The 24,736-nt window shown below is 45.5% G+C and carries 12 protein-coding genes, 24 tRNA genes and 1 riboswitch; of the genes, 34 read left to right on the forward strand and 2 right to left on the reverse strand.

The annotated features are described in order from the left end of the window. Positions 1–612 precede the first annotated feature (612 nt). Positions 613–6,195: a pullulanase gene (locus tag ACFQWC_RS20395; protein WP_377108958.1), complete on the forward strand. Its 5,583-nt coding sequence runs from the start codon at positions 613–615 to the stop codon at positions 6,193–6,195. A 375-nt stretch (positions 6,196–6,570) separates the two neighbouring features. After that, a riboswitch (cyclic di-GMP riboswitch) is annotated at positions 6,571–6,656 on the forward strand. A gap of 293 nt (positions 6,657–6,949) precedes the next feature. Here ACFQWC_RS20395 and ACFQWC_RS20400 read toward each other — a convergent pair. After that, positions 6,950–8,992, reverse strand: a complete 2,043-nt coding sequence (locus tag ACFQWC_RS20400; RefSeq protein WP_377108959.1) for a metallophosphoesterase family protein — start codon at positions 8,990–8,992, stop codon at positions 6,950–6,952. 200 nt (positions 8,993–9,192) lie between these two features. Next, positions 9,193–9,963, reverse strand: a complete 771-nt coding sequence (locus ACFQWC_RS20405; protein WP_377108960.1) for a metal-dependent hydrolase — start codon at positions 9,961–9,963, stop codon at positions 9,193–9,195. Positions 9,964–10,402: 439 nt separating this feature from the next. Between ACFQWC_RS20405 and ACFQWC_RS20410 the strand changes: the two genes are divergently transcribed. From ACFQWC_RS20410 to ACFQWC_RS20570, 33 genes are all read left to right on the forward strand, one after another. Next, complete coding sequence (locus ACFQWC_RS20410) at positions 10,403–11,089, forward strand: DUF4867 family protein (protein WP_377108961.1); 687 nt, start codon at positions 10,403–10,405, stop codon at positions 11,087–11,089. A gap of 18 nt (positions 11,090–11,107) precedes the next feature. Further along, a complete protein-coding gene (locus tag ACFQWC_RS20415) occupies positions 11,108–12,877 on the forward strand; it encodes a solute:sodium symporter family transporter (RefSeq protein WP_377108962.1) in 1,770 nt (589 codons plus the stop codon). A 29-nt stretch (positions 12,878–12,906) separates the two neighbouring features. Then, entirely contained in the window at positions 12,907–14,955 is a 2,049-nt protein-coding gene (locus tag ACFQWC_RS20420) for an alpha-glucosidase (RefSeq protein ID WP_377108963.1), read from the forward strand. 70 nt (positions 14,956–15,025) lie between these two features. Next, positions 15,026–16,375, forward strand: coding sequence for a sulfoquinovose isomerase (gene sftI, locus ACFQWC_RS20425; RefSeq protein WP_377108964.1), 1,350 nt, complete (start codon positions 15,026–15,028; stop codon positions 16,373–16,375). 15 nt (positions 16,376–16,390) lie between these two features. Then, positions 16,391–17,554 carry a diphosphate--fructose-6-phosphate 1-phosphotransferase gene (locus ACFQWC_RS20430; RefSeq protein ID WP_377108965.1) on the forward strand — a complete coding sequence of 388 codons (1,164 nt, stop codon included), beginning with the start codon at positions 16,391–16,393 and terminating at the stop codon, positions 17,552–17,554. Beyond that, positions 17,544–18,278 (forward strand): GntR family transcriptional regulator, encoded by a 735-nt coding sequence (locus ACFQWC_RS20435; RefSeq protein WP_377108966.1) that lies wholly within the window; start codon positions 17,544–17,546, stop codon positions 18,276–18,278. The genes ACFQWC_RS20430 and ACFQWC_RS20435 overlap by 11 nt, the downstream gene beginning before the upstream one ends. Positions 18,279–18,291: 13 nt before the next feature. Next, positions 18,292–19,182: a class II fructose-bisphosphate aldolase gene (locus ACFQWC_RS20440; protein ID WP_377108967.1), complete on the forward strand. Its 891-nt coding sequence runs from the start codon at positions 18,292–18,294 to the stop codon at positions 19,180–19,182. Positions 19,183–19,202: 20 nt separating this feature from the next. After that, positions 19,203–20,633 carry an aldehyde dehydrogenase family protein gene (locus ACFQWC_RS20445; protein WP_377108968.1) on the forward strand — a complete coding sequence of 477 codons (1,431 nt, stop codon included), beginning with the start codon at positions 19,203–19,205 and terminating at the stop codon, positions 20,631–20,633. A 90-nt stretch (positions 20,634–20,723) separates the two neighbouring features. Continuing rightward, positions 20,724–21,626, forward strand: coding sequence for an AEC family transporter (locus ACFQWC_RS20450; protein WP_377108969.1), 903 nt, complete (start codon positions 20,724–20,726; stop codon positions 21,624–21,626). A 253-nt stretch (positions 21,627–21,879) separates the two neighbouring features. Further along, positions 21,880–21,954: transfer RNA gene (locus ACFQWC_RS20455), tRNA-Glu, on the forward strand. Positions 21,955–21,995: 41 nt separating this feature from the next. Next, positions 21,996–22,071, forward strand: a tRNA-Val gene (locus ACFQWC_RS20460). A 56-nt stretch (positions 22,072–22,127) separates the two neighbouring features. Then, a tRNA-Thr gene (locus ACFQWC_RS20465) sits at positions 22,128–22,203 on the forward strand. A gap of 20 nt (positions 22,204–22,223) precedes the next feature. Continuing rightward, positions 22,224–22,299: transfer RNA gene (locus ACFQWC_RS20470), tRNA-Lys, on the forward strand. Positions 22,300–22,333: 34 nt separating this feature from the next. Further along, positions 22,334–22,418, forward strand: a tRNA-Leu gene (locus ACFQWC_RS20475). 8 nt (positions 22,419–22,426) lie between these two features. Then, positions 22,427–22,501 (forward strand) — tRNA-Gly (locus ACFQWC_RS20480). 5 nt (positions 22,502–22,506) lie between these two features. Continuing rightward, a tRNA-Leu gene (locus ACFQWC_RS20485) sits at positions 22,507–22,595 on the forward strand. Between the two features lie 56 nt (positions 22,596–22,651). After that, a tRNA-Arg gene (locus ACFQWC_RS20490) sits at positions 22,652–22,728 on the forward strand. Between the two features lie 7 nt (positions 22,729–22,735). Continuing rightward, positions 22,736–22,812, forward strand: a tRNA-Pro gene (locus ACFQWC_RS20495). A 7-nt stretch (positions 22,813–22,819) separates the two neighbouring features. Next, positions 22,820–22,895 (forward strand) — tRNA-Ala (locus ACFQWC_RS20500). Positions 22,896–22,949: 54 nt separating this feature from the next. After that, positions 22,950–23,023: transfer RNA gene (locus tag ACFQWC_RS20505), tRNA-Met, on the forward strand. A gap of 29 nt (positions 23,024–23,052) precedes the next feature. Then, positions 23,053–23,126: transfer RNA gene (locus ACFQWC_RS20510), tRNA-Ile, on the forward strand. An 8-nt stretch (positions 23,127–23,134) separates the two neighbouring features. Continuing rightward, positions 23,135–23,227: transfer RNA gene (locus tag ACFQWC_RS20515), tRNA-Ser, on the forward strand. A 26-nt stretch (positions 23,228–23,253) separates the two neighbouring features. Next, positions 23,254–23,327: transfer RNA gene (locus tag ACFQWC_RS20520), tRNA-Met, on the forward strand. A 90-nt stretch (positions 23,328–23,417) separates the two neighbouring features. Then, a tRNA-Asp gene (locus ACFQWC_RS20525) sits at positions 23,418–23,494 on the forward strand. Positions 23,495–23,556: 62 nt separating this feature from the next. Then, positions 23,557–23,632 (forward strand) — tRNA-Phe (locus ACFQWC_RS20530). A 36-nt stretch (positions 23,633–23,668) separates the two neighbouring features. After that, a tRNA-Tyr gene (locus ACFQWC_RS20535) sits at positions 23,669–23,752 on the forward strand. Positions 23,753–23,812: 60 nt separating this feature from the next. Continuing rightward, positions 23,813–23,886, forward strand: a tRNA-Trp gene (locus ACFQWC_RS20540). A gap of 17 nt (positions 23,887–23,903) precedes the next feature. Next, positions 23,904–23,976 (forward strand) — tRNA-His (locus tag ACFQWC_RS20545). An 8-nt stretch (positions 23,977–23,984) separates the two neighbouring features. Further along, positions 23,985–24,059, forward strand: a tRNA-Gln gene (locus ACFQWC_RS20550). 2 nt (positions 24,060–24,061) lie between these two features. After that, positions 24,062–24,135: transfer RNA gene (locus tag ACFQWC_RS20555), tRNA-Cys, on the forward strand. 8 nt (positions 24,136–24,143) lie between these two features. After that, positions 24,144–24,217, forward strand: a tRNA-Gly gene (locus tag ACFQWC_RS20560). An 8-nt stretch (positions 24,218–24,225) separates the two neighbouring features. Then, a tRNA-Ile gene (locus ACFQWC_RS20565) sits at positions 24,226–24,302 on the forward strand. Positions 24,303–24,311: 9 nt separating this feature from the next. Next, positions 24,312–24,386 (forward strand) — tRNA-Asn (locus tag ACFQWC_RS20570). Positions 24,387–24,736 lie beyond the last annotated feature (350 nt).

Genomic DNA, 24,736 nt, shown 5'->3' on the forward strand with positions numbered 1-24,736 from the left:
GAACGTCGACTTGAACTAGCATTGCTTCAGGGAGCCACTGAGCAAAGAAAATTCGACACGAAGGATCATTTAATCGTAATAAGGATCAATAAATCGAAATCGGGATAAATAATCTCAAAACAGGATTGAAAATTTTATATCAGGATTGAAAATTACCCAATCAGGATGGATTTAACTGCGAGAGGGTTCCATATCAGAATCAAAAGCCATACCGGCACCCGCCAATCCGTTCAGCTTCCCCCTCCAGCTGAAAAAAAAGACAATCTAAAGTCATTTTCCGTCCATAAGCATACAAAATATAGCCTTTGGACCTTCAATCGAGCAAAGTCTCACCCCAAAAGAAGCATCCTGTAGTGAAATCATCTACTACTATAAAGCAGCCACTATGTTTACACTAATAATAGGAAAAAAATCCCCCTTTTGTCATATAGCCACTCCTTTAAATTTATTGTAAAATAAAAAAGACAGAAAATTGCAAGCGTTTGCACTAGTTCAAAATAACTACATTAATATCGATCCCACATTTTTTTAACTCTTTGTGCAAACGTTTCCACAATCATCAAGAGCATTTCTATTATTCTATTAATCCAATTTAAGAGGGGGAAAACATGAATGGGAAATAGGACAAAGCATCGATTCTCAATTTTTATGACTTTGATGATGCTGCTAAGTCTGTGGTCACCATTTGCACCGGCAGCATCTGCAGTGGCGGATGGCAATGCCACGGTTGAATCAGCAGAGTCAGGTGATCGCACAGTACGCTTCACGTATGATCGTGAAGACCAAACATATGACGGCTGGAATATATGGGCCTGGAACACAGGAGTAAAGAATGATCAAATCAACTTTGACTCCTATGAAAACGGAGTGGCGGTAGCGAACATTGCCGTTGCACCTGAAACAGAGCAATTCGGCTTCGTTCTTCGCAGTACGGAGGATTGGAATACGGCGGAGAAGGAGTTTGGCGATCGTTTTATTAAAGTGAACAAAAACGACACCCTCACCAAGGCGTACATAACAAGCGGCGTCGAGGAAATCCGCATTGTGCCTGATGGATCGGCCCCGGTCATCGATCAAGGAAATGCGACGTTCTATTATCGTGATAAAGAATTGTTCGCAAATGATGCGATGGATACGATTGAAAAAGTAGAGTTGAAGTACAACGGGGAAACGAGAGAAATGACGTATGAACCTGAGAATGAGAGATTCTCTCTATCATACGAGAACATTCCAAATGGAAATAACCCGTACTCATTCCTGGTCACAAAAGACGGTGAAACGACAGAAGTAAGTGACCCTTACAATTCAATGGACGGGCAATCATTTCTTGATTTCCAAAAAGCTGATCTGACGGTTACTGGTTCAGTGGCTCCAACTGCTGTGGACTATAATGAGAACGCTGTCTTGACGGTTGATGTAGCTGGACTGACAGAGGATGTGAAAATCCAAAAGATCACGGCAGATGTTTCTTCACTTGGCGGATCAGAGAAACTTGAAATCGATCCTTCATTAAAAGAAGTGACATTAGCCGTCGATGATGACATTACGGCAGGGACGAAAACGATTCCTCTGACCGTAATGGATTCATACGGGAACTATTATGAGGGAACGACTGAAATCGAAGTAAATGCAAGACAGTCTGTCGGCGATTCGGATCTTGATTGGGATGAATCTATTATTTATTTTATGCTGACAGATCGATTCTTCAATGGGGATACGTCGAATGATGATCCTTACAATTTGAATTATGATCAAAGCAAACGCGGTACGTACCAGGGTGGAGATTTCAAGGGAATCACGGAGAAACTTGATTACCTTGATAACCTTGGCGTGAATACGATCTGGATCAGTCCGGTCGTTGAAAATATTAAGTATGATGTCCGTTCCGTTGAAACAAACGGGGAATCGGATCAGCCTTATTTTGGTTACCACGGCTACTGGGCGAGTAACTTCGGTGAGCTGAATCCTCACTTTGGATCAATGGAGGAGTTCCATACCTTAATCGATGAGGCACATGACCGCGGCATTAAAATCATGGTCGATGTGGTCTTGAATCATACGGGGTATGGGTTAAAAGAGATCGATGGTGACTTGGCTGAAGATCAGCGTCCACCGGGTTACCCGACGGATGCAGAACGCAACAAGTACAGCGACATCGTACGCCAAGGCAATGTTGGCACGGATGAAGTTGTCGGAGAACTAGCAGGATTACCAGACGTCATCACGGAAAATCCAGAAGTCCGCCAGCAAATCATCGATTGGCAAACGGATTGGATCGAGAAAGCGACAACGGCAAAAGGGAATACGATCGATTATTTCCGCGTCGACACTGTGAAGCACGTGGAAGATGCTACGTGGATGGCCTTTAAAAACGCCATCACGGAAAAAATGCCTCAGCACAAGATGATTGGTGAAGCTTGGGGAGCAAGTTCAGACAATCAGCTGGGATATCTTGATACCGGAATGATGGACTCCCTTCTGGACTTCGGTTTCAAAGGTATAGCTAAAGATTTTGTAAACGGCGACCTGAAAGCAGCCAATGATAAGCTGACGGCACGAAACGGAAAGATTGATAACACGGCAACACTCGGTCAATTTTTAGGAAGTCATGACGAAGACGGCTTCTTGTATTCGTTAGGCGGAGATGAAGGCAAGCTGAAAGTGGCCGCTTCACTTCAGGCAACGTCGAAGGGGCAGCCGGTCATTTATTATGGTGAAGAACTAGGGCAAAGCGGTGCAAACAATTATCCTCAGTATGATAACCGTTATGATTTTGCCTGGGATGATGTAGAAAATAATGACGTGTTAGAGCACTATACGAAGATTTTAAACTTTAGAGGGGCACATTCCGATGTGTTTGCTAAAGGGGAGAGAAAGACTGTCGGTGGTTCGAATAGCGATAAATTCCTCGTATTCTCCCGTGACTATAAAGAGGACTCTGTCTACGTTGGGTTGAACGTGGCGGACGAAGCGAAAGAGATCACGTTGACAGTGGATTCTCCGGATGCAGTCGTGACGAATGCGTATTCCGGTGAGACATTCAATGCTGACGGAGGAAATGAGATTACGATGACTCTACCTTCCAAAGCAGACGGCGGTACCGCATTGCTGACCGTTGAAGACGGTAAGATTACAGGTGCTGAAGCTGGATCAGGTTCAGGGGGAGAAGATCCTGAAGTAGAGCCGGTTCCGGAAAACAACTTCCGCATCCACTATAACCGTACCGATGGAAATTACGAAAACTACGGTGCATGGCTATGGAATGACGTGGAATCACCATCGGCAAACTGGCCGACAGGTGCTACCATGTTTGAAAAGACCGACAGCTACGGCGCGTACATTGACGTACCACTTGCTGAGGGTGCGAAAAACATCGGCTTCCTTGTAATGGATATTACAAAAGGCGATGCCGGTAAAGATGGTGGAGATAAAGGATTTACGATCCCTTCACCTGAGGTAAACGAGATTTGGATCCAACAAGGATCGGATAAAGTGTATACGTATGAGCCGGTTGATCTGCCGGAAAACACGGTGCGTATTCATTATGAGCGTGAAGACGGGAATTATGAAAACTTCGGTTTATGGACGTGGGGAGACGTGAAGAATGCCCCTGCCACGTGGCCGGCAGATGCCATTGATTTTACGAAAAAGGACCGTTATGGTGCTTACGTAGATGTTGAACTTAATGAAGGTGCTAAAAGCCTTGGATTCCTGGTAGTGAATGAAGCTACGGGAGAGAAAGATGGCGGAGACAAGTCCTTCAACTTACTGGATAAATATGATCATCTGTGGGTGAAGCAGGGTGAAGACAATGTCTACATTTCCCCACATGGCGACGTAGCAACGGGACTGATCTCTTCCGAGGTCATTTCTGACGATACGATCCGTCTGAACTTCACGATGACAGATGGTTTGACAGAGGAAGCGTTATTGTCCGGTTTAGCCATGAAAGACAGTGCCGGATCCGATGTGACAGTGGAAAGTGCTGAAATCACCGGAGACAAAACAGTGGAAGTAAAAGCTGATTTTGACCTGGAAAAACTGCCGTTATCCATCACCTACTCAGGCAGAACCGTTAAAGCGGCAGCTGGCTGGAGACTGATCGATAACAAGTATGCCTATGATGGTGACGACCTCGGTGCCACATATAATAAAGGAAACGCGACCTTAAAACTATGGGCACCGAAAGCAAGCAAGGTAGTCGCGAACTTCTTTGATAATAAAGATGCCGCAAAACCAATCGGCAGTGTGGAACTGACCCTTGGTGAAAAAGGTGTCTGGTCAACAGACGTAAAAGCGAATGACTTAAAGGTGAAAGATTTGAAAGGTTACTACTATCAATATGAAGTAACCAATGACGGCATAACGAAAAAAGTATTGGATCCTTACGCGAAATCAATGGCTGCTTTTACAGTGAATACAGAGGGTGAAGCTGGGCTTGACGGCGATAATGTCGGGAAGGCAGCGATCGTCGATTTAACAGGAACCGATCCTAAGAAATTCAGTCATGCTTCCATTGATGGCTATGAAAAACGTGAAGATGCGGTCATTTACGAAGTCCACGTCCGTGACTTTACGTCCGACCCTTCAATTGAAAAAGATTTGAAGAAGGAAAGATGGGGCACCTATGACGCCTTCATCAAAAAGCTTGATTATATCAAGTCAATGGGTGTGACACACGTTCAACTGCTTCCCATCATGGCCTGGTACTACGGCGATGAAACGAATATGGGCGAACGGGAGCTTGAGTATTCAGCGGGAGGAAATGAATACAACTGGGGCTATGACCCTCACAGTTATTTTTCCCCGGATGGTGCGTATTCACAGGATGCCACTGATCCACAATTACGAATCGAAGAAACGAAGCGATTGATCGACGCGATTCATGACAAGGGTATGGGTGTCGTCCTCGACGTGGTCTACACGCATATGGCTAAAACAAGCACACTGAACGATATCGTTCCAAACTACTATGCGTTCCAGGACGACAAAGGAAACTTCCTTGGAGGTTTCGGAAACAACCTGGCAACCAACCATACCATGGCTGAAAAGCTGATGGTCGACTCAGTGAAATACTGGTTTGACGAATACAAAATCGATGGTATGCGATTCGATATGATGGGCGACGCAACCTACCCATCCATTCAAAAAGCCTATGACGCAGCGGCTGAAATCAACCCGGATGCATTGTTCATCGGTGAAGGCTGGAGAACATTCGCCGGTCACTTATCCGATCCTTCATTAGAAGGAATGGGAGCGGATCAAGATTGGATGGACAAAACCGACGACGTAGGAGTCTTCTCCGACGAAATCCGTAATGAACTGAAATCCGGATTCGGTTCAGAAGGTGAGCCACGATTCCTGACAAACGGCGCACGCGACATCAACACGATTTTTAACAACATCAAAGGACAGCCGGGCAACACGGCAGACGACGACCCGGGCGACATGGTCCAATACATCGCAGCACATGACAACCTGCCGTTATACGATGTCATTGCCCAATCGATCAAAAAGGATCCGGCCATCCCGGAAAACAACCTGGAGATTCATAAGCGTATCCGCCTTGGGAACTCCATGATCCTGACATCACAAGGAACGGCCTTTATCCACGCTGGTCAGGAATATGGACGAACGAAGCAATGGCTAGGGGAAGGCGTACCGGAACAGAAATACCATGAGCTGGAAGATGAAGAAGGAAACCCATTCGGCTACTTCATTCACGACTCATATGATTCATCCGACGCTATCAATAAGTTTGACTGGGAAAAAGCAACGAATAAGAAGAAGTATGAAGTTAATACAACTACGAGAGAATATACAGAAGGTTTGATTAAGCTCAGAAGATCAACCAACGCCTTCCGTTTAGGAGAAAAAGAGCTGGTTGATCAAAATGTATCGCTGCTAGATTTACCTGAGATCGCCGAAAAGGACTTGATGCTTGCTTACAAGAACGCATCCACGGATGGTACGGGCGAGTACTACGTATTCGTTAATGCGGATAGCGAAGCGCGTACTCTATCGGTTGGTGACTATGACCTCTCCAAAGGCAAGGTTGTAGTGGACAATGACGAAGCGGGAACAACCCCTGTTTCAAAAAAATCCGGTTTTACATTAACGAAAGATACTTTGACTTTGGATCCTTTGACCACTGTTGTGATTAAGGTCGATGAGAAGGGGAAGAAGCGGGACTAGGGGACAGGCACCTTGTCCCAATTAAAGAATAAATATTAAATAGAAAGAGACCTCTTTACAAGTTAAGAGGTCTCTTTCTCTATATAATAAAATGGAAGATAGGGATGGGACGGAGGGATAGGCAACCTCGTCCCACCCCGGTTCTTTCTACTCGAGGTTTAAAAGTACAGCGGAAATGGATATATAAAGAATTAAATAGCATATACATTTACCAACACAGCACATTTCTATCATTCTTTTAGGAATAATCCACTTGTCTTTTTAAAATGTATGGTATTATTCAAAAGTGGTATAAACGACTCATGCTTAACTATGTTTCGGTAATTGTATTTAGGTACAATCACATGTTTATCATGCAACAATCATTCATAACTCGTACGATAAAGGCAAACCCATTGAAAAGTGGGGACGCAAAACTTTAGGAGCTAATGTCTAAATGACGATGCTTGCCAGTTTTCGAAACGGACTCCTGCGACTTATGAACATGGAGGAGAAAATGATGACAAAACCAGGATTCCTATCACAAATGAAAATAAAATGGCATTCCTTGAGAATCCATTACAACCTTGTATTACTTGAAGGTTGTTTGGACTGCCAAATCAAAAAGAAATTGCAAGAAAAAATAACGTATCATGAAATGAAATTGAATAACTTGTATTAGTGGACAAAGAGACGTATTCCCCTAATAAGGAAAAGAAGCAGCCAACTTAAATTTAGTAAGTTGGCTGCTTCTTTTAGTTCGATCCCACTGTCCCTAAACAATGATCCGGGACACCGGACCTGCCCCTCCGTCCCTTAGCAACCCAATGTTATTATGGGTTTCAATAATCGAAATATCGTTTATACGCTGGTAACGAATGCTTTCCTTCCATACATAGTCATAGGGAGTGCTACTTTCCTGCTCTTCCTGAAATAAAACAAACTGATGATCACAGTACCGGTAGATCGTCCGGTCGGTCCTTTTTCTGGCATTCAAGGAAATAATGAATTTCATGATTGCGCCCCACATTCCTGTATAGCTCATATTCTTGATCGGGCTGCTTGTAAACTGATGAATCGTAAGGGTCCGGCCATCACGAAAGGTAATATCAGATGTAACGGACGAAGCCGAATGCACATCTCCTGATAAGATGATGCAGTCACTTGGGTTCCAGGCCGATACCTGATGAAGGAAGTCGCTAAAGCCTTTCCCATTGTATTTCCATGCTTCTAAGTCGAAATCGCTTTGGACAGGTAAACCAAACGTCCTGAGTGGAAGCATATAGTCATGTAGAAAGTTTTCAATTAATCCGATTCCGTAAAGAGGAGCAGGGGATACAAGGATTAAGGGCTCACCTTCATTCCAACCAGACGCGGTCAGTTTAGTGGAAATCCTGTGCCATCCTTCCTGATCAATAAGGTTTGGACTATATCTTTCCTCATCTATCCGTCTTCCAACCTTCACAGGCTTTGGTTTATTTATATAACCGCGCTGGGTTCTTGTATCAAGAAATACAGCCTTTGGTGCAGTAGAAGCGGTGAAATGCCAAGAATCATAGTTCCATAGAGCCTGTACCCAGTTGGAGTGGGGGAGTGACCCGGGATGGAAAGAGTCAAAATAGGTTTGCATGGTTTGACCGAAATGGGTAAACGTAGCCGGCTCATTGCCCCAGCCTTGAAAAAGCCAATAGGATGCCAAGCCGTTACTAATGACATGTCTCCCCAAAGGAGCGTTCCAAACGTTCGTTTTCCAATCCTGTGTCAGGTTCCAATCATCTGTAATATCGTGGTCATCAAACATCATATAGGTCGGGGTATTGGCCAGTACTCTTCTGACAGAATACAAGGCTTCCTCCAGATGAGCCAGTTCTTTCATCTGCTTTTGGTAGCGGTCTTGAAGCTGCTGACATTCCGTTTTATGCTCTTTGCTTTGACAATCCTTAAAAGCAAAATAGACTTCATTCTTATCAACTGCTTCTCGAAAGGAATCGAACATCCCTTCCCTATGTGCGAGCTCCCATAATGAGGGACTCCAAGACAAAATGTACATGGCTGCATAGTCACTGAAGCTTAACAGATGATTTGCCGCTTTTCTGGAAGTGAATTTGCAAAAGTGTTCCGTCATATATTGCCTGCCATTGATTTGTTGAAGTCCCTGTCTAAAAGGCTCTTCTTCTAAGCGAGGGTCGACGGCACATAGGTCTTCCTCTTGTCCCACCAGCTCTTTTCCGAACCTTGTTATGATTTTAAAAATGGGATCTGCCACATCATCAGCATATATTTGATCTCCCATTAAAAATAGAGAGGAAGGTCTGTCAGTACGAATATAAGACGATGCAATGACATGATCTGCTGCTGACAACACATCCGCACCCTCCCCGTGGAGCTTTCGACATGAACCGTATAGAATATTCGATGGAGTTCCTTCGTTAATATAAAAGGTAGGGTAAGCGAGATTTTCGTAGACAATCGAGTGTGGATGAGTAGGGGAGAGTAAGTCGAAGCTGCCCAGGTCCAGTGTTCCATTACTATTATCAAACAATAAATTGTATCCTAATAACTTATTTGTAGGAAAAGATCCGGTTTGTGGAAAAACGTTTATTAAACTTATATATAAGTTCTTTCCGGCTTGTACCGTTTTCGTCTCAGTTTCACAGGCTATGCTCGTATAGTCGAAACATTGAGATTCGTTACCCTGTTTTATCTTAAATAACTCCGCTTTAATACCATATGGTTTGCTCAATGCAATCCAAATAAAAGCTTGTTCAGGTTCTACCCGACGAACAATCGGACCGCACAAAATCGTTGGAAGCTCCATGAATCCATCACCTCATTCATAATCTACTACTATCGTATTCAACTTATAAAGATAGTGTGTAAACAAGCTTAAGCCTGAAAAAGAGGTCCGTCCCTCATCGCTTTAAAGCGATGCGGGACGGACCTCTTATAAGGTAGACATGATGCAGCTAATCGCGAAACTATTTTCTGGGACAGGGAACCTGTCCCTCTGTCTCACCTTTACACTTCTTTCGTTTCTCCATATCCGATTACTGTAACTTCGATATCTTCTTCCTTCATAACCTCTCTCAATTCCTCATCTTGCCCCATCATAAACTGAATTACCGGAAAGCCTTCTATCAATCCAGCCATCATTTCCGGATTTGCAGCATCCTTTACCTCAGGGAATGTGTGGCACGGGATGACTTTTTTTACATTTAATAGATTTGTTAGGGCGTATGCTGCTTCTTTTACCCCCATGACGAATTGTCCGGAACAGGAAAGAATGGCAATGGAGGGTTGATAGATGTCCTGGATGATCTTCATATCAGCCATTACATTGGTGTCTCCAGAAATGTAGACAACCTGATCTCCAAAAACATTTAATACATATCCACATGGAAGTCCTACCAGACCCGGTACTCCCTGTGTTTCTCCGAACGAAGATGTGTGAACTGCATTTACCATCGTCACTTCAAAGCTATCTTCCCGATAAGTGCCCCCATAGTTTAATGGAAAGACGTTATATCCTTCACCCATTAATTTCAATGCCAGCTCATATTGGGCAACGACGAGGGCATCGGGTTTATATTTCTTAATATCATCCAGCCCTGAAACATGATCAAAGTGACCATGTGTGAGAAAAACCACATCTATCTGTTTTAAGTAGTCTTCTTGAACGAATGCTCTTGGACAAGCAGGGTTTTGTTCTAAAAAAGGATCTACCATAATGTTCTTTCCAGTATTCGTTTTAATGACAAAACATGAATGACCTAAGCGGGTTATCTTCATAAAAAACTCCTTTGTTAACGTATTTTCATTTCCTATATTTATGTGGGTGTTGTGAGGTTATACCTATTTTTTACTGTGGGGGCATGGGGAGGGTCGTTGTGTCGACATGATAACCTCCATGGACTGGGACAAGGGACCTGTCCCCCTGTCCCGGTACTATGACTTTCAACCCTTTCTCGTATTTATAGATGAAAAAGACTGAAAATTTTAATAGAATGTATTGCATTAATGAATACGTTTACAATATAATAGCTTAAAAGGTTATGATGTTTGTTTAAAGGTTATTACTTTGTGAACGGAGGGAACGGAATGGCTGGGAAACTACAAGTGTTAAGCTCGTCTTTGATCGACGGTCATATGAATTCTGGGAAAAGGGACCTGTCCCCATGTCTCACCGGGGACCGCCCATGTCCCACCGCTCCGTGTCCCGGAGGAGGGCATGGTGTTGATTGAGAGGTTAAGAGTTTTGAATCCTTCATTGATCATTTCAGATGTAAGGAGCAGCGTGTTTGGTAGGTACGGAAAGGTATTGGGTGATTTTCCGTTGAGTCCGTTTGAAGAGTGGATGGCAGCGACTTCAATTCCTGATGAGGGGAATATTTATGTTCCGTCGGTTCCGGCGTGGGAGGAAGAAGGGGTAAAGGGATTCCTCCAGAATCGGTATTTCGGCGGGATGAGTATTCAAATCGGGTATTGCAACGGGAGAAATTCAAAGCTGAACGGGCTTGAGTTCCATAAGGGCAGTGAAATCAATGTAGCGATGACGGATCTGGTTCTTCTGGTAGGGCATATGGACAACTTGAAGGACACAACCTTTGCCAGTGATCAAGTTGAAGCATTTTTCATTCCAAAGGGAACAGCTGTAGAGCTGTATCAGACGACACTTCATTTGGCACCATGTAAAGTCAGCGCAGACGGATTTAAATGCCTGGTGATTCTTCCTGAAGGAACGAACTTGCCTCTTTCCGAGGATGAGACGCGGCATGATCCGTTGCTGTTTATGAAAAATAAATGGCTCATCGCCCATGAAGAAACGGAAAGGTTTGTGTCAAAAGGAGCGATTGCAGGAATCAAAGGGGAGAATGTAACGGTGGCGTTTCCTGAAAGTACGTCAGCCAATTCATAAACGGGGGAGGAAAAGGATATGTGGTTTACTTTATTGTCGTGTACCATTTTCATGGCATTGGTTGGTTGGGTTTCTTATTTGAAATCAAAGGGGTCAGTGGATGATTCGGATGGTTATTTTCTTGCAGGACGGGGTTTGACAGGGGGCTTCATTGCCGGGTCCCTATTACTGACAAACTTATCTGCCGAACAATTGATCGGATTGAATGGGCAGGCATATCGGACGAATCTGTCCAATATGGCGTGGGAAGTCACAGCGGCGTTTGCGATTGTGATTATGGCCCTCGTTCTATTGCCACGATATTTAGGCGGGGCGTTCTCGACACTTCCTCAATTCTTAAGTACCCGGTTCGATGAAGGGGTACGCCGTTACACCGTCATTTTATTTATGCTTGGATATGTATTCGTCACGATTCCCTCAGTCTTGTATTCAGGGGCGCTGGCGGTACTGAAGATATTTGATGTTGAAAGCATGCTGGGCATTTCCTTTGAACAATCCGTATGGCTGACAATCTGGGTGATTGGGATCATCGGTGCCGTTTATGCTATTTTCGGTGGATTGAAAGCGGTTGCAGTATCGGATACTCTGAATGGGATCGGTTTATTGCTCATCGGACTCATCGTTCCAGTTCTCGGGCTTGTTGCCTTGGGTAATGGGGATTTTGCCGAAGGATTCAAAACGATTGCCACGGAAAAACCGGAGAAGCTGAATGCGATCGGCTCCAGCACGGACTCGGTTCCGTTCAGTGCGATCTTTACCGGAATGATCTTTATGAATATGTTCTATTGGGGGACCAATCAGTACGTGATCCAAAGAACATTAGGGGCTAAAAACCTTGCAGAAGGTCAAAAAGGGGTTCTGTACTCAGGTTTCTATAAGCTTGCCGTTCCATTCCTCATGATGATCCCGGGTGTCATCGCGTTTCATTTATATGGAGATAAGTTGGATCCGGTTGATTTAGCCTACCCGTCATTGGTTTCCAATCTATTGCCGACATTCATGTCAGGGATTTTCCTGGCGGTATTGCTGGGTGCTGTGTTCTCAAGCTTTAACTCTCTATTAAACAGTGCTGCGACGATGTTCGCATTGGATGTCTATAAACCTGCAATGAAAAAAGAGGTCAGCGATAAGCAGCTGATTACCGTCAGTAAATATTTTGGAAGCATTCTCGCACTGGTGTCGTTTTTCATCGCACCGATGCTCATGAATGCACCGGATGGAATCTGGGATCTGATTCGCCGATTTACGGGATTCTTTAATATTCCCATCATTGCGATTGTCCTGGTAGGGATCGTATCGAAGAGGATACCTGCCCTGGCGGCAAAAATTGCGATCATCTTCCACGTTGTTACCTATTATATGCTCGTTTGGGGATTGAATCAGTTGTTCGGAATCGAAACGACGATCAACTTCATTCACATCTCAGCGATTTTATTCGTCATTGAAGTAGCGATCATGATGGTGGTTGGAAAGGTACGTCCACTTCAAAAGCCATATCAGTTCAAAGCGACACTGAAAGTGGATATGGTCCCATGGAAATACACATTACCTGTTGTGACCATTCTTCTTAGCTTGGTTGTAGCTGTGTATCTATTATTCTCGCCAATCGGATTAGCGTACGCAGGGGGAATTGTATCTGGCTGGTTCTGGCCTTCAGTCGCTCTTTTAGCGGTAGTGACAACGATTTGTTTTGTCCTGGCATTAAAGAGCTGGAGTAGGAAATATGAATCATACGTAAAAGGCAAACATGAAGAAGCGTTAAACCATACGGACACGAAAAGTGCCTAAAACGAAAAAAGGTGTAGGGGGAAATTTACATGAATTCAAGCAGCACAATGCGTCCTTTTCAGTTAATTGAGGAAAACGGAGGATTTGAAGTGAGGTTGGAAGGCAGACTCCTTCTATCTCACTCCACCGCAGATCCATTCATGTTCGTTGGTACGGGAAAAGAGTCGATCGAGATGTACAGGGGGAATTTCCAGATCGATGACTATATAGATGAGCGCACCCCGTTGCGATATGCGAATGTAGTCGAAGAGCCGAATGGGTATCGGGTGAAATTTCGACGATATTTAGGAGAACAGGAAATTCTGTCCCTTCATTTCTCCATGAATGATGAAGGCTTGAGAATCACTTTTGATATGAAAGATAAACTTGTGAACCGATTCTGGATTCGACTCTCTGCTGATCATGAAGAGAAAGTATATGGATGCGGGGAGCAGCTTTCCCATTTAAATCTAAGAGGAAAGAACTTTCCACTGTGGACATCGGAACCCGGTGTCGGAAGAAATAAGAGTACCTATACGACGTGGCAGGCCGATGTAAAGGATCGTGCAGGCGGCGACTATTACACAACAAACTTTCCGCAGCCGACATTTATTTCGACAAAGAAGTATTTCTGCCATGTGGATACAACCGCTTATGCAGATTTTAACTTCCGTCATCATGATTTCCATGAGTTGCATATTTGGGAAGTCCCTTCTTCCATTCTGTTTGAATGCGGATCTGACTACAAGGACGTCGTTCGTCGCTTAACGGCAAGACTCGGTCGTCAACCTGAACTTCCGGAATGGACATACGACGGAATCTGGCTTGGTATTCAAGGTGGAACCGATGTGGTGGAAGAAAAGCTGAGAGTGGCAAAAGAAAAAGGGCTTAAAGTCGGAGCGGTCTGGTGCCAGGACTGGCAGGGAAAACGAGTGACTTCCTTTGGGCGGCGACTTATGTGGAACTGGGCGTGGAATCCAGAGGAGTACCCTGGATTAGACAAGAAAATCCACGAGTGGAAAGAAGAAGGGATTCGCTTCCTTGGTTATATCAATCCTTATGTGGCAGTGGATGGTCCTTTATATAAAGAAGCATTTGATCGTGGCTTCCTGGCGACGGATGAGGAAGGCGGCGAATATCTTGTCGATTTCGGAGAGTTTTATTGCGGGGTCGTTGACTTTACAAATGAAGAAGCAAATGAGTGGTATCAAGGTGTCATCCAGAAAAATATGATCGAGTTCGGATTAGACGGATGGATGGCGGACTTCGGTGAGTACTTACCGACCGACGTAAATCTGTCTAACGGTGAAACAGCCATGAAGATGCATAACGCCTGGCCTGCCATGTGGGCGAAGGTGAATCATGATGCGGTAAAAAAATCGGGTCGCGCAAAAGATATCACCTACTTCATGCGTGCGGGGTACACAGGGAATCAAGCATATTGTCCCCTGTTATGGGCAGGCGATCAAAGTGTCGACTGGAGCATGGATGATGGTCTTGCTTCTGTCATTCCCGCGGCTTTATCGGCAGGCTTGACGGGCTGTGGAATCAGTCATAGTGATATTGGGGGCTACACGAGTCTTCACGGAAACAAACGTTCAAAGGAACTCCTGTTACGCTGGGTGGATATGGCGGCTTTTACTCCGGTGATGAGAACACATGAAGGGAATCGTCCCGACGACTGCTTCCAGTATGATGGAGACGACGAAACACTGGACCACTTCGTCCGAATGACCAATGTGTATGTAGAGATGGGCCCATACCTGAAGATGCTGGTGAAGGAGAACGCGGAACATGGTATCCCTGTACAGCGTCCACTGTTTATGGAATATGAGGAAGACCCTTTTTCCTACGATATTCAATATCAGTACATGCTGGGATCTGATGTATTGGTGGCCCCTGTTTATGAAGAAGGAGCTTCAACACGAAATGTTTATCTTCCAGAGGACGATTGGATTCACCTATGGACGGGTGACACATACAGTGGAGGGCAAATCACGGTCAACGCCCTGATCGGAGAGCCGCCTGTCTTTTACCGGGAAAAATCAGTCTATCGTGATCTCTTTGAAAGTATCGCAAAAAATACGATCAAAAGGTAATAACCTATTTTAAAACGTAGGTATCTATGATATAGTGAAGTCAAACATGAATGAAGTAAAGGGGTTGTGAATGCCAGTGCATCCATCTGTATTGTATATACCTATAGGACGTAAAACATTTGATTTAGAAGCAGCAGAACACGAGAGAAGAAAAAGCTCTTCTTTTCTCCATGAAGTGTCCCATCATGTCGTTGAGCCGGATTCAATTGTCACGTCACCTGAAGAATTGAAAGCATTTCTGGATGGTGTCGATGTGGACCGGGTATCCACCACGATTTATCAAAGCGTGACCTTTGCGGATGGAGAGTTCATCGAGACCATCATCCAACAGGTGAAAGCACCTGTGATTGTATGGTCGGTCCGTGAGCCGAGTGTTGGAGGAAGATTGCGTTTGAACTCCCTGACAGGAGGGAACAGTACTAGTCATGTCCTTCGTTGTGCCGGACATCCGTACAGTTTCATCTTCGGGAATGCCGATGAGGCAAATGTACAAATGATGCTGAAGGTAAAGCTGAAGGTACAGAATCTGTTAAATGACTTAAAGAACCTGAAGATCGGTGTCATCGGTGAGCATCCACCAGGATTCTTCTTTTCAGGTACGGATGAGGAAGCGCTTCATAAACAGTGGGGCGTACAAGTGGAGCATTTCGATTTACACAAGGCGTTTGAAGAGTGCAGGAAGCTTCCCCGGGAAAAATGGGAACCTGCCATCGAACGAGCGGAGCAACAGGTCATCGGCTTAAATCGCAACGATGAAACCGTGAAACGATTTGCCCAATTTTCCACGTATGTGAAGGATCAAATCGAAGAACGGGATATCTCAGCCATAGCCGTCCGCTGCTGGCCGGACTTCTTCAATGAGCTTGGAGCGGCAGCGTGCTCGACGCTTTCTCAATTCACAGAAGATGGCGTGGTTTCCTCGTGTGAATCAGACATCCACGGATCTGTATCCATGTTCATCCTGAGGCAGTTAAGTGGTGGAAGTGCTCCATATCTAGGGGACCTGGTTCATGTCAATGAAGCATCCAATTCCGTTGTATTCTGGCATTGCGGTGCCGGTGCCTATTCTCTTGCACACCCTGATCAAGGGGCACAGTCAGGCGTTCATCCGAACAGAAAAATGGGCATGACGATGGAATTCGGACTAAAACCTGGAAGAGTCACTATGTTCCGTGTCAGCTATACTCCGGAAGGATACAGACTCCTCATTATGCGAGGGGACGCATTGGATACACCGAAGCGATTCGATGGGACGTCGGTGGAAGTGAAGCTTGAAACAGAAGTACAATCCACTCTTTATCAACTTATGGAAGAAGGCTTCGAGCCACATTACGCCCTTGTCTATGAAGACGTCGCCAGCGAACTGGTGGAGCTTGGCCGTCAGCTTGGTTTGGAGACCACTTTGTTAGTAAGGGATTAAAAGGGAGTTAGTCATATGAAGAAAATTGCCATCGGGCAGGCCGGCGGACCAACAACCGTTATTAATGCTACGCTGGCGGGCTTCGTGAAAAATACAATGAAAGACCATGCACTATTCTTTGTCCGGAACGGATATGAGGGACTGGTGAAAGGGAATTTCCTGAAGGGAACCGATGAATTGTTGGAATGGGTCTTGCAGAATGAACGGGTTCCAGGTGCTTGCCTGGGTTCAGGCCGCTATCCGTTTAGTCCCGCCCAAATGGAATTGGCCGTCCGACACCTGAAGAATGAAGGAATCGACAGCCTGGTTTTCATTGGAGGGAATGGAACGATGGAGGCGCTCTCCTTGATAGGGGCTGAGGCTAAACGTCAACAGTATGACTTACAGCTGATCGGACTTCCGAAAACCGTCGACAATGATCTGGGGTGTACGGATCATGCTCCGGGCTTTGGGAGCTCAGCCCGTTATGTAGCCCAAACGACCAATGACATCAGCCGGGATCTTCATTCCATGCAAAACTTCGAACAGGTAAGGATCCTTGAAACGATGGGGAGGAATGCCGGCTGGCTCGCGGCTTCATCCGGTCTTCTCCGCAGGTTTGAGGAAGAAGGCCCGCATTATATTGCCCTTCCTGAGAAAAAATTGAACGTGGAAGAACTTGTTTCTTCCGTCGATGAGGCCGTGTCAAGATACGGCTATGCAACGATCGTCGTCAGTGAAGGAGTGAAGTGGGCCGGCGGAGAACAGGTAGAACTTGAAACGGTTACGGGAAGAACGATCCTCGGCGGAATATCCAAACAAATCGAGTCCTTTCTGAAAGATGAACTGCATGTAACAGCAAGAGCCGAAATACTTGGTATGAATCAGCGGAGTTTTTCTTACGCTGTTTCCTCTGTCGACCGATATGAAGCTTTCCTTTGTGGTGAAGCAGGTGGTCATTGGGTAAGGCACGGTCACTCCGGCGTGATGGTATCCCTGCAAAGATCAAAGGATAGAGGGTATAATGTAGAGACAATACCAGTGGCACTGGAGGATGTCGTGAGAGCGGGAGAGCGAATGCTTCCATCTCACTTTATCCAACATCCGGGAGAATACTATAAATGGCTGCGTCCACTCATAGGGGAGGGCCTGTCCAGTTATCCTCCACCCATTCAAAGGAGAGACCTATATGTCAACTAGCAAGATCAATCCGAACAAGGGAGAGGCCTTGTACTTACAAATAAAAGATGTCCTGATTGACCGCATCCAAAGCGGTGCATGGAAGGCTGACACTCTGATTCCAACGGAGCAGGAACTGATGAAGGAATTCGACGTAAGCCGTACCACCATCCGTCAAGCCATTTCCATCCTGGTTCAGAATGAACTCCTTGAAAAGAAGCAAGGTCGTGGAACAGTAGTGAAACAACAAAAGCTTGTGGGAAACCTTGGACAGTTAAAGGGATTTGCCGAAGAAGTCGTCGAGAAAGGGCAGATTCCAAGGTCAAAGCTGTTACGTGCCGAGTATCGGGATGATTTGTTTCATGAAAGCGATATGCTTGAGGTGAAAGAAGGAGAGCCAATTCTTCTGATCGAGCGGATCCGATTTGCCGATGATACCCCGATTGCCCTTGAGAGAACATGCTGGCCGAAAGAAATAGGCGATCTCCTATTGAAGCATGACCTTCATCAGGCCCGCTATTACGAAATCTTAGAGAACTATTCTGTTTATCTTAAAAGTGCCAACGAGCGGATAACGGCGATCAATGCAACCATCCATGAAGCAGACTATCTTGGGATCCGTCCCGGAGAGGCCCTCCTTGAGATGACACGTTTAAGTCATGGGATCCATGACAGACCGATCGAATATACGAAAACGAAATATCGAAGCGATCAATACCATTACAATATCCAATTGAAGAGATAGAGGGGAGAACACTATGCCATTTGTCAGCGGAAAAGAAATGCTTCACCACGCAAGGGAAAACGGATACGGTATCGGGGCGTTCAGTGCCCATAACGCCGAAACGATCCAAGCCATCCTGGAGGCAGCTGAAGAAGAAAAAGCGCCTATCATGATTCAAGTGGGTCAGAAGGTCATCGGGAGCGTAGGTCTTGAACCGATGAAAGTGATGATCGATACATTTGCGAAGAATACTACGGTTCCCGTCTGTATACACCTCGACCACAGCCGTCAGTACACCCAGTCGATGGAAGCCATCCAACTGGGATTCCAATCCGTGATGTTTGATGGGTCCGGATATTCGTTTGAAGAAAATGCTGAAATCACCAAGAAGGTAGTCGACGCAGCACGTGCATTAGGGATTGGCAGCGAAGGGGAGATCGGAAAAATTGGCGGAACGGAAGATGATATCACCGTCGATGAGAAGGATGCTCTCATAACAACGGTTGAAGAAGCCATCAGGTTTACCGAGGCAACAGATGTTGATTATTTAGCTGTTTCGATCGGAACGGCTCACGGTATTTACAAAGAAGTACCCAATCTGCGCTTTGATCGTTTAAAGGAAATTGCCGAAGCGGTTGACCGCCCGATCGTTCTCCACGGAGGCTCAGATGTACCGGATGAGCAAGTTCAACGAGCCATTTCTTTGGGAGTAGCCAAGATCAATGTGGATACTGAACTGCGCCAGGCTTTCACCAGAGGGGTTCAAGAAGTGTTTAATGAGAATCCTGATCAATTCGTATTAGCGGATTCACTGGGGAATGGAAAAAGAAGAATGAAAGCAAAAGTACAGGAGAAAATCCGTGTCTTCGGCAGTCAGGGAAGAGCAGAAGAATTACTTTTAAACAAAAAGGTCGTAACGTTATAACCTATAGGGAGGTATGTTTTGTGAGTGCAATCGCAACTCGGAATTATGGGCTCTTTATTGATGGACAATGGAAAGAAACAAACAATCAAGATGAGGTTATCGATAAATGTACCGGCAGTGTGATCGGAACTGTATCTGTTTCAACAAAAGAAGATGTGGATCTTGCGGTTGAATCTGCAAAGAAAGCACTCCGTAAATCTTTTCACCCATATGAACGCTATACCGTATTAAAGAAAGCCGCTGAAGGATTGATGGCCCGTCAAGAAGAATTAGCTGTGATTCTCGCAGAAGAAGTGGGTAAACCAATTGATGAAGGCAGAGGCGAGGTAGCCAGAGCCGCTCAAACATTGGAAATCTCTGCTGAAGAAGCTAAGCGTATTCATGGAGAAGGGATCCCGGTTGAAGCGGCACCCGGTTCTGAGAATCGCCAAGCATATACGAAACGAGTTCCGGTAGGTGTCATCGCAGCCATTACGCCGTTCAACGTTCCTCTTAATCTGGCATGCCATAAGATCGGACCTGCACTGGCGGCTGGAAATAGTGTCATCTTGAAGCCGGCAGAAGTCACGCCGATCACGGCCCTTGTGTTAGCGGAAGTATTCGAGGCAGCCCAGCTTCCTCCGGGACGATTGCATGTTCTGACGGGGGAAGGTCCTGCTATCGGTGGATGGCTATTGGATAACCAGGATGTCAACATGTTCACTTTTACGGGAAGCCCCCGTGTTGGTCAGTTGATCCGGGAGAAGGCAGGCTTGAGAAAGGTAGCCCTGGAATTAGGGAACAACTCAGCGACCATTATCCATAGGGATGCCAATATCAGTGAAGCAGCGACTGTCACCGCTCAAAAAAGCTTCAATAATGCAGGGCAAGTATGTATATCCGTTCAACGGGTATACGTACATGAAGAGGTGTACGAAGAGTTCCTGACAAAAATGAAGGAAGTTGCAAATTCCCTGGTTGTAGGAGATCCGAAAGACGAATCTGTCAATATCGGACCGATGATTGCAGAAAAGGAAGCCATCCGAGTTGAGCAGTGGGTGAATGAAGCTGTAAGCAGTGGAGCTGTCATTGAAACAGGTGGCAGACGTGAGGGTGTATTCTATCAACCTACCATTCTCACTCATGTACATGATGATATGAAAGTGTGCCGTCAGGAAGTATTTGGTCCCGTTGTTGCCGTCACTACCTATCAAACAGAAGAAGAAGTAATCGCAAGAGTGAACGACTCCGAGTATGGGCTTCAGGCTGGCTTATTTACAAATAGTTTAGCCTTTGCCATGAAAGCGGCCGATGAAATCGAAGTCGGTGGACTGATGATCAATGATACTTCAGGATACCGTGTCGATCAAATGCCTTACGGAGGAGTAAAGAAGAGTGGATCTGGAAAAGAAGGTCCTAAATATGCCATCCAGGAAATGACTGAAGAAAGAATCGTGGTATTCAATATATAAATGAATCAACATCAGGGCTGTTTGTCTTTAAGGGGGGGGTGCCTTCTTATCGGAAACAGTCCTTTTATCATCAAGCGGAGGGACCAAAACATGTCATTTATCACCATTTTGCTTCCGATTTTCTTTGTGTTCGGGATAGGATTTGTATCACAAAAATACCTGTCACTTGATACTAAGAACCTTTCAAGAATGGCCATCTATGTGATGGTGCCTTTTTTAGTGTTTCGAACTTTCTACGAACAGTCCATTAATAGTACGTACGGTCTATTGACCCTCTATATGATTGGATTATGTTTGATTATCATCTTACTGGTTACCATCTTGTCGAAAGTTTACCGGTTTACAGAGCCGGAGCGATGCGGGCTTGTATTATCCTCGGCTTTCATGAATAACGGAAACTATGGAACGCCGCTCGCTTTTTTTCTCTTCGGGGCAGCAGGACTTGAAATCGCCATTGTCCTCATGGTCATTCAACAATTATTGATGAGCACGTTGGGAGTATTCTATGCAGCAAAAGGGAGTGCCCAGCAGAACGGTGTAAAAGCAGCACTGCAAGCAGTGAAAAGAATGCCTATGGTGTATGGGGCAATGGGGGGCATCGCTTTCCAATTGCTTCATGTGCCAATCAGCAAAACATTCATGCAAGCGATCGATTTCATAGCGGATGCAGCGATCCCGTTCATTATGCTTACTCTTGGCATGCAATTAGCCAATATCTCGATCAAAGCGATTGATTGGAAGAAGCTCTATACATCTTTATCACTGAAATTGATCGCCTCCCCAATGATTGCAGCTCTACTCGTTCTGCCTATGCCTTTGGATGACATGACTAAGCAAATCATGATCATTATGGCGGCAACACCAACAGCGGCTAACACTACGATGTATGCGATCCAGTTCCAGACAGAACCGCAGAATGTTTCAAGTGCGACGCTGATTTCTACTATTATGAGCATTGTCACGCTTCCGGTTGTTATATATTTAGCGATGTAGTCCCAGATTGATTTACTGATCTCGTAATTATCTATGGAGGGGATCAGTAAATTTATTTGAGTTGAATTGGATAGTTTGTCATTTTTCCTATTGATATAATGTTTAAAGATATGGTATATTCTTTTTCGGCTTACCAAAATGGTAAGCTGAGTATGGCGAAAAAAGTTTTCGTTTTTTGTTAACTAGAAGTTGACTTCTACGAAATTAGCTGATATAGTTATACATGTCCTTAAGCGGGACGTTAAGAAAATATGGCCCATTGGTCAAGCGGTTAAGACACCGCCCTTTCACGGCGGTAACACGGGTTCGAATCCCGTATGGGTCACCAAAGTTTTTTGCGGTAGCAAAATAACTCAGCATTTACATTTTGGAGGATTAGCTCAGCTGGGAGAGCATCTGCCTTACAAGCAGAGGGTCGGCGGTTCGATCCCGTCATCCTCCACCAAAGATTTTTGCGCTAGCAAAATATCTTTCCTTAAACTGCTTCCATGAATTAAATATGCCGGTGTAGCTCAACTGGTAGAGCAACTGACTTGTAATCAGTAGGTTGGGGGTTCAAGTCCTCTTGCCGGCACCATTTGGTTTCTTGCTATATATGAGCCATTAGCTCAGTTGGTAGAGCATCTGACTTTTAATCAGAGGGTCGAAGGTTCGAGTCCTTCATGGCTCACCAAAGATTTTCGCGAATGCGAAACATCTAACATTTTGCGGGTGTGGCGGAATTGGCAGACGCACCAGACTTAGGATCTGGCGCCGCAAGGCGTGGGGGTTCAAGTCCCTTCACCCGCACCATTTATTTCGCGGAAGTAGTTCAGTGGTAGAACACCACCTTGCCAAGGTGGGGGTCGCGGGTTCGAATCCCGTCTTCCGCTCCAGACTTGCCGGGGTGGCGGAACTGGCAGACGCACAGGACTTAAAATCCTGCGGTAGGTGACTACCGTACCGGTTCGATTCCGGTCCTCGGCACCAAAGTTTTTTGCGACAGCAAAGTAACTTTCCTTACTTTGTCATTAATGAATTGTTTAGCGCCCGTAGCTCAATTGGATAGAGCGTTTGACTACGGATCAAAAGGTTAGGGGTTCGACTCCTCTCGGGCGCGCCATATATTTCGGGAAGTAGCTCAGCTTGGTAGAGCACTTGGTTTGGGACCAAGGGGTCGCAGGTTCGAATCCTGTCTTCCCGACCACTTCTTTGGGGCCTTAGCTCAGCTGGGAGAGCGCCTGCTTTGCACGCAGGAGGTCAGCGGTTCGATCCCGCTAGGCTCCACCATGAACTTCATTCATTGGTTTTATAGAAGTGCAAAAAACATTCTAAATATTTCGTGGCGGTGTAGCTCAGCTGGCTAGAGCGTACGGTTCATACCCGTGAGGTCGGGGGTTCGATCCCCTCCGCCGCTATTACTCAATACAAATCGCACGATTGATAAGGACCCTTAGCTCAGTTGGTTAGAGCAGACGGCTCATAACCGTCCGGTCGTAGGTTCGAGTCCTACAGGGTCCATTATACACGGAGGAATACCCAAGTCCGGCTGAAGGGATCGGTCTTGAAAACCGACAGGGGTGTAACAGCCCGCGGGGGTTCGAATCCCCCTTCCTCCTCCATATTTACCTTTACAAATTTATATCGTCGCGGGGTGGAGCAGTTCGGTAGCTCGTCGGGCTCATAACCCGAAGGTCGCAGGTTCAAATCCTGTCCCCGCAATACCATTTTGACTTATATTTATAAGAGGTTATCCTTAATCTTTCATAAGTCACGCATGGATAGTTATTTTCGCTATCGCGAAAAAACTTTGGTCCGGTAGTTCAGTTGGTTAGAATGCCTGCCTGTCACGCAGGAGGTCGCGGGTTCGAGTCCCGTCCGGACCGCCATTTTTTATTTGCTTGGTAACATTGAAGTTAATCACTTGAAAATTTAATCTTCTATATAATATGGCTCAGTAGCTCAGTTGGTAGAGCAATGGACTGAAAATCCATGTGTCGGCGGTTCGATTCCGTCCTGAGCCACCATTTATACTTAAGAGCCTTTAAGTATTTCTTTTGTTTGGAGGGGTAGCGAAGTGGCTAAACGCGGCGGACTGTAAATCCGCTCCTTCGGGTTCGGCAGTTCGAATCTGCCCCCCTCCACCAATGATATTTGTGTAAGCAAAATATCTACCTTATTTTTCTAAGTTAAACAACTATTCTTATAGGGGCATAGTTTAACGGTAGAACGAAGGTCTCCAAAACCTTTGGTGTGGGTTCGATTCCTACTGCCCCTGCCAAAGAAATTTTAAGCATGGCGATTGTGGCGAAGTGGTTAACGCACCTGATTGTGGTTCAGGCATTCGTGGGTTCGATTCCCATCAGTCGCCCTTTATATTGGGCTATAGCCAAGCGGTAAGGCATCGCACTTTGACTGCGACATGCGTTGGTTCGAATCCAGCTAGCCCAGCCAACGGCGGCATAGCCAAGTGGTAAGGCAGAGGTCTGCAAAACCTTTATCACCGGTTCAAATCCGGTTGCCGCCTCCAATTTTCATGCGGGTGTAGTTTAGTGGTAAAACCTCAGCCTTCCAAGCTGATGATGAGGGTTCGATTCCCTTCACCCGCTCCAATTTTAATGGGCCTATAGCTCAGCTGGTTAGAGCGCACGCCTGATAAGCGTGAGGTCGGTGGTTCGAGTCCACTTAGGCCCACCATCTCAATATTCCGCAGTAGCTCAGTGGTAGAGCTATCGGCTGTTAACCGATCGGTCGCAAGTTCGAATCTTGCCTGCGGAGCCATTTTCTTCATTATAGAAAGTGGAGTGGTTCTCAACATTTTTTTTGAGAAACTTTCAAAAAGAAGTTGACTTCTACGAAGTTAACTGGTAAAGTATCATTTGTTGCCACAAACGGACAACGAAAACACGACGAACTTGATCAAAACTTCTTGAAAAAAGTTATTGACACCAAGTTGGTGATCGTGTAACATAGTAAGGGTCGCTTCGAAAGAAGCACTTACACATTGAACCTTGAAAACTGAACAAAACAAGACAATACGTCAACGTTAATTCTAGATTTATTTTTAAAGAGCTATTCAAACTTTTATCGGAGAGTTTGATCCTGGCTCAGGACGAACGCTGGCGGCGTGC

Origin of the sequence: Rossellomorea sp. GCM10028870 (assembly GCF_042666755.1) — a bacterium.
Classification (GTDB): Bacteria; Bacillota; Bacilli; order Bacillales; family Bacillaceae_B; genus Rossellomorea.

Coding starts and splice junctions, on each gene's coding strand:
- ACFQWC_RS20400 (WP_377108959.1), bottom strand. CDS start 8,992: ATGGAGCTTCCAACGATTTTGTGCGGTCCGATTGTTCGTCGGGTAGAA.
- ACFQWC_RS20410 (WP_377108961.1), top strand. CDS start 10,403: ATGGTGTTGATTGAGAGGTTAAGAGTTTTGAATCCTTCATTGATCATT.
- sftI (WP_377108964.1), top strand. CDS start 15,026: ATGCCAGTGCATCCATCTGTATTGTATATACCTATAGGACGTAAAACA.
- ACFQWC_RS20435 (WP_377108966.1), top strand. CDS start 17,544: ATGTCAACTAGCAAGATCAATCCGAACAAGGGAGAGGCCTTGTACTTA.
- ACFQWC_RS20430 (WP_377108965.1), top strand. CDS start 16,391: ATGAAGAAAATTGCCATCGGGCAGGCCGGCGGACCAACAACCGTTATT.
- ACFQWC_RS20450 (WP_377108969.1), top strand. CDS start 20,724: ATGTCATTTATCACCATTTTGCTTCCGATTTTCTTTGTGTTCGGGATA.
- ACFQWC_RS20415 (WP_377108962.1), top strand. CDS start 11,108: ATGTGGTTTACTTTATTGTCGTGTACCATTTTCATGGCATTGGTTGGT.
- ACFQWC_RS20420 (WP_377108963.1), top strand. CDS start 12,907: ATGAATTCAAGCAGCACAATGCGTCCTTTTCAGTTAATTGAGGAAAAC.
- ACFQWC_RS20405 (WP_377108960.1), bottom strand. CDS start 9,963: ATGAAGATAACCCGCTTAGGTCATTCATGTTTTGTCATTAAAACGAAT.
- ACFQWC_RS20440 (WP_377108967.1), top strand. CDS start 18,292: ATGCCATTTGTCAGCGGAAAAGAAATGCTTCACCACGCAAGGGAAAAC.
- ACFQWC_RS20395 (WP_377108958.1), top strand. CDS start 613: ATGGGAAATAGGACAAAGCATCGATTCTCAATTTTTATGACTTTGATG.